Source organism: Cytobacillus sp. MT66, from assembly GCF_058792595.1.
Genome location: NZ_JBXAFB010000001.1, coordinates 406,141 through 420,884, shown reverse-complemented (window position 1 = coordinate 420,884; position 14,744 = coordinate 406,141). Strand labels below are relative to the sequence as shown.

The 14,744-nt window shown below is 42.1% G+C and carries 12 protein-coding genes; 11 read left to right on the top strand and 1 reads right to left on the bottom strand.

Going from position 1 to position 14,744, the window contains the following annotated elements; all coding sequences use genetic code 11:
* Nucleotides 1-151: 151 nt before the first annotated feature.
* The 10 genes from AC1Q59_RS02040 to AC1Q59_RS01995 all read left to right on the top strand — a co-directional run bounded on the left by AC1Q59_RS02040 (nt 152) and on the right by AC1Q59_RS01995 (nt 13,490).
* Entirely contained in the window at nt 152-2,287 is a 2,136-nt protein-coding gene (locus AC1Q59_RS02040) for a hydantoinase/oxoprolinase family protein (protein WP_492364103.1), read from the top strand.
* A gap of 35 nt (nt 2,288-2,322) precedes the next feature.
* Nucleotides 2,323-4,602 (top strand): hydantoinase B/oxoprolinase family protein, encoded by a 2,280-nt coding sequence (locus AC1Q59_RS02035; protein ID WP_492364102.1) that lies wholly within the window; start codon nt 2,323-2,325, stop codon nt 4,600-4,602.
* Nucleotides 4,603-4,629: 27 nt separating this feature from the next.
* Nucleotides 4,630-5,133 carry an acetone carboxylase subunit gamma gene (locus AC1Q59_RS02030; RefSeq protein ID WP_492364101.1) on the top strand — a complete coding sequence of 168 codons (504 nt, stop codon included), beginning with the start codon at nt 4,630-4,632 and terminating at the stop codon, nt 5,131-5,133.
* A 195-nt stretch (nt 5,134-5,328) separates the two neighbouring features.
* On the top strand, nt 5,329-5,874 hold the full coding sequence (locus AC1Q59_RS02025) for an NADPH-dependent FMN reductase (protein ID WP_492364100.1): 546 nt from the start codon (nt 5,329-5,331) through the stop codon (nt 5,872-5,874).
* A 395-nt stretch (nt 5,875-6,269) separates the two neighbouring features.
* Nucleotides 6,270-7,418: a TRAP transporter substrate-binding protein gene (locus AC1Q59_RS02020; RefSeq protein WP_492364099.1), complete on the top strand. Its 1,149-nt coding sequence runs from the start codon at nt 6,270-6,272 to the stop codon at nt 7,416-7,418.
* Nucleotides 7,419-7,497: 79 nt separating this feature from the next.
* Complete coding sequence (locus AC1Q59_RS02015; protein ID WP_492364098.1) at nt 7,498-8,016, top strand: TRAP transporter small permease subunit; 519 nt, start codon at nt 7,498-7,500, stop codon at nt 8,014-8,016.
* A complete protein-coding gene (locus AC1Q59_RS02010; protein WP_492364097.1) occupies nt 8,009-9,331 on the top strand; it encodes a TRAP transporter large permease in 1,323 nt (440 codons plus the stop codon). Before AC1Q59_RS02015 ends, AC1Q59_RS02010 begins: the two co-directional genes overlap by 8 nt.
* A 118-nt stretch (nt 9,332-9,449) precedes the next feature.
* Nucleotides 9,450-10,541, top strand: a complete 1,092-nt coding sequence (locus tag AC1Q59_RS02005) for a zinc-binding dehydrogenase (protein WP_492364096.1) — start codon at nt 9,450-9,452, stop codon at nt 10,539-10,541.
* A 27-nt stretch (nt 10,542-10,568) separates the two neighbouring features.
* Complete coding sequence (locus AC1Q59_RS02000) at nt 10,569-11,828, top strand: hydroxymethylglutaryl-CoA reductase, degradative (protein WP_492364095.1); 1,260 nt, start codon at nt 10,569-10,571, stop codon at nt 11,826-11,828.
* 63 nt (nt 11,829-11,891) lie between these two features.
* Nucleotides 11,892-13,490: a class I adenylate-forming enzyme family protein gene (locus AC1Q59_RS01995; protein WP_492364094.1), complete on the top strand. Its 1,599-nt coding sequence runs from the start codon at nt 11,892-11,894 to the stop codon at nt 13,488-13,490.
* A 194-nt stretch (nt 13,491-13,684) separates the two neighbouring features.
* Here the strand turns inward: AC1Q59_RS01995 and AC1Q59_RS01990 are convergent, their stop codons facing one another.
* Complete coding sequence (locus AC1Q59_RS01990; protein ID WP_492364093.1) at nt 13,685-13,975, bottom strand: phage holin family protein; 291 nt, start codon at nt 13,973-13,975, stop codon at nt 13,685-13,687.
* A gap of 304 nt (nt 13,976-14,279) precedes the next feature.
* On the opposite strand from AC1Q59_RS01990, the gene AC1Q59_RS01985 reads away from it, so the two are divergent.
* Complete coding sequence (locus AC1Q59_RS01985) at nt 14,280-14,480, top strand: cold-shock protein (RefSeq protein WP_492364092.1); 201 nt, start codon at nt 14,280-14,282, stop codon at nt 14,478-14,480.
* Nucleotides 14,481-14,744: the final 264 nt, after the last annotated feature.

Genomic DNA, 14,744 nt, shown 5'->3' with positions numbered 1-14,744 from the left:
GAACTTTAGATTAATCCGGGTAAAACCTTGATTTTAAGCAGAAAATCATTTTCTAAAATGTTGGCACACTCCTTGCATTATTAATAAATGTGAACAGCACAAAATAAAGGCTGTTTAAAGGATATTTTTTCTTGAAGGGAGAGAGTTTCATTTGGCCAAATCGCAAATTCTTGCCATTGATGCCGGAGGTACAATGACAGACACGTTCATTATTGATGAAAAAGGGGATTTTGTTGTAGGTAAGGCACAGACAACTCCACTCGATGAACATATTGGACTATTAAACTCTGCTAAAGATGCTTTGAGCCAATGGGATGCAAAAATCGAAGAGGAATTCCCGAATTTGCTTGCTGGAGTGTATTCAGGCACAGCCATGCTTAACCGTCTTGTTTCAAGGGTTGGCCGACGTGTGGGGTTAGTTGTTAATAAAGGGATGGAGGATAGCCATCGAATGGGCCGCGGACTTCAATCCTTCCTAGGCTATTCCTATTCAGATCGAATTCATATCAATACTCATCACTTTGATCAGCCGCTTGTACCTAGAAAATGGACAGTTGGTGTAACCGAAAGAGTCGACCTTTTTGGAAACGTTGTCATTCCGCTTTATGAGCATGAGGTTGAACCAGCAATCCAGAAACTCATTGATGAAGATGTTGAAGCCATTGTCATTAGTTTGCTTCACTCCTATAAATATCCAGCACATGAAAGAAGTATCCGTGACATTGCTGAACAAGTTGTTAAAAAATCAAATAAGGATATCAAGGTATTTGCAACTGTTGATTATTATCCTGTGAGAAAGGAATCTCACCGGACAAATACCACGATTGTGGAGGCCTATGCGGCTGAACCATCACGGAAAACATTGGAAAATATTGATACTGCGCTAAGGGATGCGGGCACTAATTTTGACCTGCGAATCATGGCTAGCCATGGCGGTACAATTAGCATAAAAGCAAATGAACTGGCGAGAACTTGTGTTTCCGGACCAATAGGAGGAATGGTTGGCGCCAAATACTTAGCAGAAAAGCTTGGTCTAAAGAATGTTGCCTGTTCAGACATTGGCGGAACAAGCTTTGATATTGGTTTAATCACTCAAGGAGAGCTAGCCATTAATACAAGTCCTGACATGGCACGACTCGTACTATCTCTGCCGCTCGTATCAATGGATACAACAGGTGCGGGTACAGGAAGCTTTGTCCGTATTGATCCTAACTATGGAAATATTACGCTAGGACCGGATAGCGCAGGGTCTCGTGTTGGTGTATGTAATCCAGGCGGTGGCATCGATACGGTGACCGTTTCCGACTGCCACGTTGTTCTAGGTCTAATTAACCCAGATAACTTTATTGGCGGCGTAATCAAGCTTTCAAAAGAAAAAGCATATGAAGCTGTTAAAAAGCAAATTGCCGATCCGCTTGGCTTGACTGTGGAAGATGCAGCCTATGGAGTTATTGAACTATTAGAATCACAGCTCCGCAATTATCTGGAATCTATGATTCTGGGAAAAGGATATTCTCCTTCACAGTATGTCTGCTTCTCTTATGGCGGCGGGGGGCCGTTGCACACTGCAGGGTATACAAAGGGTCTTGGATTTGAAGATGTTTTGATTCCTGCATGGGCAGCTGGATTCTCTGCATTTGGCTGCGGTGCTGCAGATTTTGAATACCGCTATGATAAAACATTGGACATTAATGTTGCCGAAAAAGCAGAAGACTCCGATGTTTTAATGGCAGGAAAAGAATTGCAGGCAGCATGGGATGAGTTGAAGAAAAAGGTAACAGAGGAATTTAAGAAAAACGATTATGCTCCAGAGGAAGTGGATTTCCGTCTTCTTTACCGTATGCAGTATCAGGGTCAATTAAATGACTTGGAAATCGAGGCGCCAATTTCAGCATTCAAATCTGTTGATGATTGGGAACAGCTTATCAAAACATTTGAAGAGACATATGCAAGAGTTTATGCAAAAGCAGCACTCTCTCCTGAGCTTGGCTATTCCATAACAGGTGCGATTGTGCGCGGGGTTGTTGAAGTTGCTAAACCGCAAATTCCAAAGGAGCCAATCTATGGGGAAACTCCGCCTGCAGATGCGCTGGTTGGTCACCGTAAAATTTATTGGAATGGTGAATTCCTGCGGGCAAACATTTATGAGATGGAAAAGTTAATGCCAGGCAACCGAATCCAGGCCTTTTCAATTTTGGAATCTACAGCAACTACATTAGTTGTTCCAATTGGTTTTGAAGCTTATCTAGATAAACACCGTATTTTCCACTTAAAGGAAGTAAAGTAACACAACGATCTAAAAAAATTTAGGGGGTACCAAATTTGGCTAAAATTCTTACGGATGATCAGCAAAAGCGGAAAACGATTGGCTGGGACGGTAAAACACTAAAGCAAATGCGTAAAGAAATGGATGAAGTCAGCAGAGAGACGGGTCATTACGCTGGATTAAGAACTCTTCCATTCAAGGAAACTGATCCTATCCGTTTTGAAAAAATCTACTCCAAGCTTCGCGGCGGGGTTGTGCACGCAAGGGAAACGGCGAAAAAAGTAGCTGCATCGCCAATAGTTGAGCAGGAAGGTGAACTTTGCTTCAGTTTGTATACACCAGAAGCAGATTCTATTGTTACATCAACAGGAATCATTATTCACGTAGGAACAATGGGTGCAGCAATTAAGTTTATGATTGAAAACGATTATGAAGATAATCCAGGCATTAATGATAAGGATATTTTCTGTAATAATGACAACCATGTAGGAAATGTTCATACATGTGACGTCCATACATTGGTTCCTATCTTTTGGGAAGGTGAGATCATTGGCTGGGCTGGCGGTGTAACTCACGTAATCGATACAGGAGCTTCCGCGCCGGGAAGTATGCCAATGGGTCCTGTGCAAAGATATGATGATGGCTATCAGGTAACCTGCCGGAAAATTGGCACTAACGATACACTTTCTAAAGACTGGATCCTTGAAAGCACTAGATCTGTTCGTGCGGTTAAATATTGGACATTAGATGAAAAAACTCGGATCGCCGGCTGTCATATGATTCGTGACCTTGTTCTTGATGTCATCAAGGAAGAGGGAGTCGACGCTTACAAGCAATTTATGCGTGAAATTATTGAGGATGGACGCCGCGGTTTTGTCAATCAGGTTAAAACCATGCTCATTCCAGGAAAATATCGTCAGGCGTCATTTGTTGACATCCCATTTAAGGATTTGGATCTTCCTTCCTTTGCAAAACTTAATACAATCATTCATACACCTTCAGAAATTACTGTTCATAAAGATGCAAAGCTGGAGATCGACTTTGAAGGGGCAAACCGCTGGGGCTGGCATCCATTTAATGCTACACCGGTTTCTATTACGAGCGGTATTTGGGTTATGCTTTCCCAGACTCTTGTGCCGAATGATCGCATCAATGATGGAGCCTACTATGCAAGTAAATTTGGCATCCCATACGGTTCATGGTTTAATCCTGATGATATTCGTTCAGCCCACTCAAACACTTGGCATGCGCTTGTTGCGGCATGGTCACCGCTTTGGCGCGGACTAAGCCGAGCCTATTTTGGCCGTGGGTATTTAGAAGAAGTAAATGCTGGAAATGCTCATACATCCAACTGGCTGATGGGCGGAGGATATGATCAATACGGTCAATTATCAGCAATGAATAGTTTTGAGACTTCATCCTGCGGTGTAGGGGCAAGTGCTGTCCAGGATGGCATCAGCCATTCAGCTGCTCTTTGGAATCCAGAGGGTGATATGGGTGATATGGAAATATGGGAACTTCTAGAACCGCTGATTTTCTTAGGAAGACAAATCTTGCCTGGATCTGGCGGTGCTGGGAAATACCGCGGCGGAAACGGCTGGCAATCACTTCGCCTTGGCTGGGGTGCAAAAGAATGGACAATGTTCGTCGCAGGTGCAGGGGTCATTGCGACAGACTGCGGTTTAATGGGCGGATACCCAGCATCTGCGGGATATCGATTCCAAGCGAACAAAACAAACATCAAAGAGCGTATAGCCAAAGGACTGCCAATCCCGTTAGGCGGAGATGTGGACCCAGATAATCCAACATATGAAGAAAATATGGAAGCTGAAGTCATCTATCGTGATAGACAGGCGGTATCTACACAAGATACATTTGGCGATTATGATGTGATTATGAACTACCTTCGCGGTGGCCCAGGCTTTGGCGATCCTTTAGAAAGAAATCCGAAGCAGGTTGAAACCGATCTGAATGAAAAATATATCCTCCTGCGCTATGCAGAACAAATATACGGCTGTGTGTTTACAGAGGAAAATGGCGTGTATACGGTTGATCTTAAAGCTACGGAGGCAAACCGCAAAGAAATTCGCAAGCAGCGCTTAGAGCGCAGTCAGCCTACTAAAGAATGGATGCAGGGAGAAAGAGCGAAAATCATTAACGAGGATGCGTCCATTCAGGTTAGACATATGTACGCCCAAAGCTTTGCCTTAAGCGAAAAGTTCACTGATGAATTTAAAGGCTTCTGGGATATTCCTGAAGAGTGGATGATTTATGAAGATGATTTAGGTGTTCCTACACTTGGAGCCCATATCAATCGTTTCAAACAAAAGAAATAATAAAAATTACACAAAGAGGTGATAAAAGTGGCGAAATACGATAAGAAAAGAATTGGCGAGTTGATTGACGGAACATTAGAGTTTTATCAGTTGAAGGAAATGATGTCAAGCCATAAAGATGCTGAACGGTTTGAAATCTACCGCGAGGTTTTGCAAGATCGCGTAAGCTGGGATGATCCCATCCTTCTTCCATATGGATTGCATTTATATATTGTTCAGAAAGCCAACGGTGATCGGATTGTAAAATGCGACTGCGGTCATGAATTCTGTGATTACAAAGAAAATTGGAAGCTCCACGCAAGGATTTTTGTAAGGGATACTGAAGAGAAAATGAATGAAATATATCCGAAGTTAATGTCCCCAGATCCCCAGTGGCAGGTCATTCGCGAATATTATTGCCCAGGCTGTGCTTCTCAGCTTGAGGTGGAAGCGGTACCGCCGTGGTATCCAATCATCCTTGATTTTGAACCAGATATTGATACGTTCTACAACGAGTGGATTAAAATGCCCGTGCCTAAAGTAAAAGCATAAAAAGTTATGTGAACGGCGATTCTTTAGAATCGCCGTTTTTACATGAATAATAAGCGGAAATTTAGCTTACTAGATTCTCTAAGTTTCTACTACTAAGGCATTGTTTTTGACATATCCATACTAACTAGATAGAATTACTTAATGTTAGCCTTACATATTTTTTTAACAATCATCAATACTTAGGAGGTAAATTATATGAAAATTGCAGCTATTGTAGGAAGTATCAGAAAAGATTCATATAATCATAAGCTTGCACAATATGTGAAGGAAAGATATAAAGAACATTTTGAGCTTGAAATTTTATCAATTAAAGATTTGCCATTCTATGATCAGGATGTTGAATTGGATCCGCCAGCAAATGTTCTAGATTTCAAGAAAAAAGTGGCTGATGCCGATGCAGTACTCTGGGTAACTCCTGAATATAACTATTCCATTCCAGGTGTCCTTAAGAACGCTATGGATTGGCTATCACGTGTGGATAAGGTGATGATTGGCAAACCTTCATGGATCATGGGAGCGACTATGGGAACTTTAGGAACCGTTCGTGCTCAGCAGCATCTTCGTGATATTCTTTTCAGCTCAGGAATTAATTCGCCACTGCTTCCTGGAAATGAAGTATATATAGGACAAGTCCATGAGAAAATGGATGATGCCGGTAATCTGACACACAACCCAACGATTAAGTTCCTTGACTTAGTAGCAGATAACTTTATCAACTGGATGAACCAGCGCCAGGCATAATCTAGCAAATATTCGTGCACTTAAAACAAAGCCTTGGAGGCATTGGCCCCCCATTAAAATCTGGGGGACCCTTGCACCTCCTTGGCTTTTTTTTCGGGGAAAGGGCATAAACCTATAAGACATGCATATATTTTTTAGCAGACGAAGTTAAACTGATCTACTATTTGCCACTTTTTTTCATCTACTCTTCTACCTCTGAACCTCATTTCAATTTACTCATATCATTCTAGTCTTTTTTTTTACTTATGGCCGCATCCTGATTCTTTAATGCGAACAATAGTTATATATATATCGACGCTTTTTGTTCGAACTTGAAAAAAAGGGGGGGTGAAATCCTTTTTTTATGTCGCTTCAGAGACCTTTATATTAATTAAAGATAATGGGGAGGGTTAATTTTGAGATCCAAAAAGATGCTTTTTGTCATTGTTAGTGTGATTTTTGTATTCATTCTTTCCGGATGTTTGAACAATCAATCAGGTTCATCATCATCTTCATCTGGCCAAAATGATACAAATACTTCTTCAGGCGGCGGATCAAGCGATCAAACATTTAACTGGAGATTGGCGAGTGTTTGGGCAGAGGGAAGTACGCAGTATATGCATGATGAAAGGTTTGTAAACACGGTCAATGAATTAAGTAATGGGCGATTGAACATTAAATTGCATAGTGTAGGGGAATTGGCTCCTGCTAATCAGGTGCTGGATTTAGTCAGCGGCGGCACAGTTGAAATGGGTGCTGATTGGCCAAACTACTGGTCTGGTAAAAATACGGCCTTCGAATTATTGGGATCACAAGCAATGGGGCTAACCAACTGGGACTATTTCCTATGGATTAACCAGGGCGGCGGTCTTGAAGCCTATAACGAAATCTATGGAAAGTTCAATACCGTGTATTTCCCTCATACGATTTCCGGAATGGAATCAGGAATTAGATCCAATAAACCAATCGAAACGCTAGCTGATTTAAAGGGCATGAAGGTGAGAATGGCCGGTTTAATACAAAGCGAGCTTGCCAAACAGCTTGGCGCAACTCCAGTTACCCTAGCGACTCAAGAGATTTATGAGGCAGCACAGCGCGGGGTAATCGATGCTTTAGAATATAGTTCACCATGGAGTGATGAAATTTTTAAAATGCATGAGGTGACAAAGTTCTGGCTTACACCAGGCTGGCACCAAACCAGCTCAGCATATGGCGTAATGATCAACAAGGATGCATGGGATACCCTTCCTGAAGACCTGCAAAAAATCATAGAAAAAGCTAGTAAAGTGACGATGACTGTTAACTCTGCTGAATATGCCTATAAGGATGCACAAGCGGCACAAAAAATGGTAAATGAATATGGAATTACAACAACAAGACTATCTGAAGCAGATATGCAAAAGCTGACAGATATGACGAATGCCATTGTAGAAAAGCTCGCAAGTGAAAACCCTGATTTCAAAAAGGTGCTAGACAGCCAATTGAAATACCTTGAGATGTATGCCCCATATAGGGATCTTCAAGGGGAATGGGGATTTGGAAATAACATGAAGGTCCCTAAATAAAAAGACAAGACATGACAATTTCAGAAGTCTAGTGAATTTTTTCATTAGACTTCTGACTGACAACCTAGGGGGGGTTTGGGTGAATGCACTAAAACGAATTGCAAAAGTAATTGACCAGACAAATGAATGGGTGGGAAAAATTGCAAGCTGGTCAATTATTGTCATGATGCTGCTGGTTGTTTTCGAAGTTGTCAGCCGCAGGATATTTAATTCTCCGACGATCTGGACTTTTGAGATCACCACAATGGTTTTTGCCTTTCATTTCATGATGGTTGCAGCTTACGGACTTCTTCATAAAGTGATGGTTTCAGTCGACTTGTTATATGAGAAGGTCTCCAAGAAAAAACAGGCTGTCATCGATTTGATCACCTACCTTCTTTTCTTTATGCCTTTTGTGGTTGGGGTATTTGTGGGAAGCTCGAAATTTGCTTATATCTCCTGGCTGCAGAAGGAAGTCAGCTGGACAGCATTTGCACCACCGGTCTATCCATTTAAGGCAATCATCCCTGTTGCATTTTTCTTTCTTTTATTGCAAGGGATATCCGAAATTCTCAAGCGCATTGCTATTTTAGGTGAAAGGGAGCAGGGCCATGATTGAGATACTTATCATATCATTTATGTTCATTGGACTAGTCATTGGTTTGGCCACTGGTCACCCCTTAGCCTTTGTGCTTGGGGGAATCGGTGTTATTGCAGGTCTCGTAGGTTGGGGTCCGCAAGTATTTGATATTTTTGCTAACAGTATTTTTGGGACAATGTCCAATTATACATTAGTTGCGATTCCGCTGTTTACGCTAATGGCTAATCTTTTATCAGCTTCTAGGGTTGCTGATGGGCTATTTGAATATATGAGGTATTTATTAGGCCCGGTTCGCGGCGGGGTTGCACTTACCGTCATTTTAGTTTCAACAGTATTTGCAGCTACAACTGGTATTGTCGGTGCTTCTATTGTCACAATGGGAGTTTTGGGGATTCCAGTTTTAATGAAATACGGCTATAACAAGCAGCTAACAACTGGTGTTGTTGCAGCTGGAGGCACATTAGGAATTTTAATTCCCCCTAGCATCATGCTGATTGTTTTAGGGGCACAGGCACAAGTTTCCGTTGGCAAGCTGTTTTTAGCCGCAATTGTACCTGGACTGCTGCTTGCCGCCGCCTATTGCATTTATGTATTGATCGTCTGCTGGAAGAATCCGGATTGGGGTCCAGCTGTTTCTAAAGAAGAAATGAAGGATATGCCTTTTAGAAAGGTGATCATCGGCAGCTTAATTAACCTTGTTCCGCCAATGATTCTCATATTTTCTGTATTGGGAACTATCTTTACAGGGATCGCTACACCAACAGAATCTGCGGGTGTTGGTGCATTCCTAGCTTTATTGATGACGATTTTTTATAGAAGATTCAGCTGGAAGATGCTGGCTGACGCAGTCTATGATACTGCGAAAATTACCACGATGGCTTTGATTATAATCGTTGGTGCCGCAGCTTTCACTTCGATGTTCTTAGCTTTAAATGGTGATACATTGATTCAGAATTTAGTGCAAAGTATGGGACTAAGCAAATGGGGCGTCTTTATTGCCATGATGGTTATTGCTTTTGTACTTGGAATGTTTATTGACTGGATCGGCATCATTATGATCATTCTTCCTATCTTTTTGCCGTTAATTCAGCTTTATGATTTCGATGTTTTATGGCTGATGACTGTACTGGCCGTTCTATTGCAGACATCCTTCTTAACACCGCCATTTGGATTCGCCCTATTCTATCTAAAAGGAATTGTACCTCCTGAAATAAAAATGTCTGATATATACAGAGGGATCGTCCCATTCGTCATTATTATGGTTATCGTAACAGCGATAATCACCATCTTCCCAGAAATCGTCCTATGGCTGCCAAATATGTCGAAAATTTAGCGCTTTAAAGTGTTGGGGGCCTGACCCCCGCTGCTTTAACGCTTTACTCAACCGGGGCCTGACCCCCGATGCTTTCTTAATAATTTTCAAGTTTTGTATTTTGTGAGGAGGAAGGAAAATGATTGGTAAGGTTGCGGTTATGACTGAACCGTTGAAGATGGAGTTCCAGGAATACGATGTGGCGCCGCCTGTAGCTGGTGCTGTGGTTTTAAAGATAAGGAGGACCAATGTTTGCGGTTCAGAGCTGCATATTTGGAGGGGCCACCACCCGACAAAGCAAAAAGGGGTTTTAGGTCATGAAATGGTTGGTGAGGTTGCTATTTTAGGAGAGGGAGTGACAGCCGATTATGCCGGACAGCCGGTGAAGGTTGGCGATCGGGTAACTGCAGCCTATTATCTCACCTGCAGAAAATGTTCTGCATGCTTAGGCGGCCATTTCCATTTATGTGAAAATGCTTATGAATTCTGGAATAAGCAGCCTGAAGAGGCGCCGCATTTCCACGGAACGTTCGCTTCCCATTACTATATCCATCCGACCCAATATTTTTATAAGGTGCCGGATAATGTGCCGGATGTCGCCGCCGCAAGTGCTAACTGTGCCCTTTCCCAGGTTTACTTTGGCTTGGATCGGAGCGGGCTGACAAATGGTGAGACCATTTTGATTCAAGGTGCGGGCGGATTAGGTTTAAATGCTGCGGCTGTTGCCAAAGAAAAGGGAGCAAAAGTCATTGTGATTGATGCGGTTGAATCACGCTTGGAGCTTGCGAAAAAGTTTGGGGCGGATCATACGATAAATTTACAGAAGTACAGTACAGTTCAGGAACGGAATGAAGTGATCCAAAGATTGACAGGCGGCAAAGGAGTGGATGCAGCCCTTGAGGTCAGCGGGATCCCTGAAGCCTTCAGTGAAGGAATCCATCATATCCGCCCAGGTGGACGATATGTTTCTATCGGGAATGTTTCAATTGGAAAAACAGCACCATTTGATCCGGGACTTCTTACAAGGAAATCAATAACGATTTATCCTGTGGTCCGGTACAATCCGTGGTATCTGCACAAGGCATTGAATTTCCTCTCTGCAAATATTGAAAAATATCCTTTTGCAGCCATGATGGATGCTGAATTCGAGTTTGAGAATATCCAGGAAGCTCTGGATAAATCAGCTGCCCGCGAGGTAACAAGGGCATCCATTATTGTGGGAAGTCATTAATACAAGCATCAAATAGGAGGATATTTGATGAAGGGACCTCAAAAACCGTTTTATAAGAAATCAATGAAAGAAAGGCATAGTACATTGCAAATTTCTGCGTCTTTATCGGATGAAGAAATTGAAAGGTATAAAAAGTTTGGTTCATTGGGAGAAGAACTATCCGATTATTTTATTGAAAACAGCATTGGTGTCATGGAAGTTCCATTGGGTATAGCGCTTAATTTTATCGTAAACAGCAGGGAACTTATTGTTCCGATGGCTGTAGAAGAATCATCCGTGGTAGCGGCAGCCAGCTATGCGGCAAAGCTCGCAAGACCTTCCGGCGGATTTTTCGCCACAACCTCTGGATCGATTATGATTGCGCAAATTCAGCTATTAAACTGTGATGACACCCATGGAGCAAGACTGAAAATATTGGAACAAAAAGATGAGATCCTCACACTTGCCCGCAATCAGGACCCCACCTTAGAAAGTCTTGGCGGCGGTCCGTGTGATTTGCAGGTGCGTATTCTTGAAAACAGCGATGACCCGATGATTATTGTTCACCTGCTTGTTGATACAAAAGATGCAATGGGGGCCAACACGGTCAATACGATGGCTGAAAGTATCGCCCCGTTATTAGAAAAAATCACAAATGGCCAAGTGTGTTTACGGATTATCTCAAATTTAGCTGACCAAAGGCTTGCCCGATCCCGGTGCATTATTAAAAAACAAGATATTGGCGAGGACACTGTTGATGGGGTGGTAAGAGCCTACCAGTTTGCCAAAATGGATCCATATCGGGCTGCCACCCATAATAAAGGCATTATGAATGGAATTAGTGCGGTTGTTTTGGCAACAGGCAATGACACAAGAGCCGTGGAAGCGGGGGCACACGCTTTTGCAGCAAAATCGGGCCAATACTCCCCATTAACAACATGGGAGAAAAACCGTGACGGAGATTTAATCGGAACGATTGAGCTGCCATTAGCTGTTGGGACAGTGGGGGGAACAGTTTCCCTTCATCCCAAGGCGAAAACTAATTTAAAAATTTTGGGGGCTGAGACCTCGGAAAATCTTGCGGAAATTATGGCTTCAGTGGGACTTGCACAAAATTTTGCCGCATTAAGGGCTTTGGCAACGGAAGGAATACAAGCAGGACATATGAAGCTGCATGCAAAGAATATTGCCATCATGGCAGGTGCCTCCAGCGGCAATCTTGAGCAGATAGTCAGCAGGATGATTGCGGAAGGGAATATCCGTCTGGATCGGGCGAAGGAAATTATTAAGGAACTTCGGACATTTTGATCCTCGATGATTGGTGCATCTTGTTGGCGGAATCGGGCTGATTCTGTGAAAAGGGAAATCATCATGAAACATGATCGTCTGGCCAAAGCCGATGAATTTATAAAGAAGGAGGCGCATGTCTTGGATATTGGCCATATAATCAGGAGAATGGCAAATGATGCTGACTGTACAAACACTGCAAAGACAGCCATTAAAGAAGAATCTGGAAGATCTTGGTCGTATAAGGAACTCCATCTAATATCCAATTCATATGCAAATAAGCTGCGGGAACTGGGAGTCCAAAAGGGAGACCGCGTTGGGATTCTTCTGTTTAATTGTCTGGAATACATTGGGTTATATTTTGCTGCGGCCAAAATCGGCGCTATTGCAGTAAGGCTGAATTTTCGTCTGTCCAGTGATGAATTTCAGTATGCCTTAAATGATTCTGGTACGAAGGTGTTATGCTTTCATTCAAGTTTAACAGAGGTGCTGGAAGGCATCATTGATCAAGTCCCTGTAGAAAACTATATTTGTCTGCAGAATCAGGAGGAAGATATCCCAGATTGGTCGCATCCATGGACCATTTTACAAGAGGGATCAACAGATGAGGCACAAGTGCATATTGAAATGGATGATCCGGTCATGCTTATGTACACATCTGGAACAACCGGACGGCCGAAGGGTGCCGTTTGGAGACATCAGACCACTTATTGGTTTTCTGTCATGCAAGTTCTAAGATGGAAATTTACTGGTCAGGAAATTGGCATGACAACTGGACCACTTTATCATGTTGCTGCATGGGAGGATGTGGCCCTGCCAATAATGCTGATGGGTGGAACCGTACTAATTACAAAAAGCACCGGATTTGAGATCGAAAGAATATTGAAAGTAATGGAAGAGGAAAAAGTGACCGACTGTTTCTTATTTCCATTTATGATTTACGATATGCTTAACTCACCAGCTCTCAACCGATATAAGCTAGCTCATCTTAATACGATATTTACAGGCGGGGATCCAATTATGCCTTGGGCTCTTGAAAAACTTAAGGATCTCTTTCCTTCCTTAAAAGTGGTCCAGGTGTATGGGCTTACAGAAGGGACTCCCATTTGTGCATCATTAAATCCAGAGGATGTTTACACAAAGGGACATACGGTTGGAACACCGATGCCTTTAACCGAAATAAGAGTCGTAGATGATAATGGCAACTCAATGCCAACTGGCCAAATAGGTGAAATTGCTATTAAAAGTCCCGCTGTTTCAAAGGGGTATTGGCAAAAACCTTCTGAAACGGCAAAGACATTTGCCGATGGATTTTGCTTTACTGGTGATTTGGGAAAGTTTGATGGGGAAGGGTTTTTAACTATTGCTGGGCGAAAAAAAGATATGATTCGAAGCGGCGGAGAGAATATATACGCTGCTGAAATCGAAGATGTGCTGTATCGTCTTGAGGGTGTCAAGGATGTTGCTATCATTGGCATACCAGATCCAAAGTATATTGAAGCTGTTTGCGCCATTGTTGTAAGGAAGGAAAAAGCTGGATTGACTGAAGATGATATTATTGAATATTGCAAGCAGCATTTAGCAAGCTACAAAAAGCCGAAAAAGGTAATTTTTATAGATGCTCTGCCGCGAACACCTTCTGGCAAGGTGCAAAAGTTTATTTTAAGAAACCAGTTTGGCTAAAAAGGTTTTTTTGAAAAATAATTAATTGGCGGAAGGGGTTGTCCAATCAAAAACTGTATTTCTTAATAATATAGTATGGAAGATCTCCTCCCTTAGGTCTTTGTGGTCTACAATTTTACCGTTCATCCTTATGGTGAACGGTCTTTTTTATGAAAAAAAGCTGCAGTACAGCAGCTGCAGCTAAAAACTCGCCTTTATTTCTTTTTCTTAAGAAGTCTTGCATTGTTACCTTCCAAAGTCTGTTTTTTCATTTGATGTCCAAATACAGCGACACCCGCGGCTATTATTCCATTGATGATTGCTTCAGATGAAAAACCATACACAAGGCCGCCAGCAACTATTGAAACGGCCAGCAAGACCCAAATGATTGACCAGTCTGGAATAAAAGGAGTTCTTTTAAGCGCAAACCCAAGGATCCATAGGACTGGAACAAGCGTTAAATAGTTTTGATTCAAAAACTGCATCAAATCCCAAGTTTCAGGCATCTGCTTCACCTCCTATTTTTGCCCGTAATATACTATGCGGGGATGTCCAAATCGGCTTGTTCAAAACCCTATTTTTAAAGGGATAAATTGAAATTTTTTAAAAAAGGCAGGCACTAACCTTTATTGACTTTTAAATCGGCGGGTGCTAAAATAAAAATAGCCGTTTTACAATCGTATTATTTTTTTACAGGTAAGATTTCTCCAAAGAAACTTTCATTGGATGAGTAATAATGGGTAAAAGCTATAATCGTTGTGAATGGTGAATTTACACATGGTCTTTGGGCCAATAGGAGGACATTTTTACATGAAAAACGGTAAAGTTAAATGGTTTAACGCTGAAAAAGGTTTCGGATTCATCGAAGGCGAAGATGGAAACGATGTATTCGTACATTACTCTGCAATCCAATCTGAAGGTTTCAAATCATTAGAAGAAGGTCAAGAAGTTTCTTTCGACGTTGTTGAAGGAGCTCGTGGACCACAAGCTGCTAACGTAAATAAACTTTAATTCTAACTATTCAACAGCCCGGCTATCTTTAGCTGGGCTGTTTTTATATTTATTGGCCGTTTTTAGTGGTCAATGGTAAATGAAAGGCAGCTAGTCAAGCATTAATTTCCTTTAGGAAGGTCGTGGGGGTCATCAGGACCGGCCGCCGCCGCATTTATATTAGTTTGGGACGCCTTATTATGCAGGTGTCTATTTTTTTGTACAAATACAGAACGAATGTTCTTAGGATTTCGCGGGATATTTGATATAATGAATGCAAGATTA

Coding starts and splice junctions, on each gene's coding strand:
- AC1Q59_RS02025 (WP_492364100.1), top strand. CDS start 5,329: ATGAAAATTGCAGCTATTGTAGGAAGTATCAGAAAAGATTCATATAAT.
- AC1Q59_RS02010 (WP_492364097.1), top strand. CDS start 8,009: ATGATTGAGATACTTATCATATCATTTATGTTCATTGGACTAGTCATT.
- AC1Q59_RS02005 (WP_492364096.1), top strand. CDS start 9,450: ATGATTGGTAAGGTTGCGGTTATGACTGAACCGTTGAAGATGGAGTTC.
- AC1Q59_RS02000 (WP_492364095.1), top strand. CDS start 10,569: ATGAAGGGACCTCAAAAACCGTTTTATAAGAAATCAATGAAAGAAAGG.
- AC1Q59_RS01995 (WP_492364094.1), top strand. CDS start 11,892: ATGAAACATGATCGTCTGGCCAAAGCCGATGAATTTATAAAGAAGGAG.
- AC1Q59_RS01990 (WP_492364093.1), bottom strand. CDS start 13,975: ATGCCTGAAACTTGGGATTTGATGCAGTTTTTGAATCAAAACTATTTA.
- AC1Q59_RS01985 (WP_492364092.1), top strand. CDS start 14,280: ATGAAAAACGGTAAAGTTAAATGGTTTAACGCTGAAAAAGGTTTCGGA.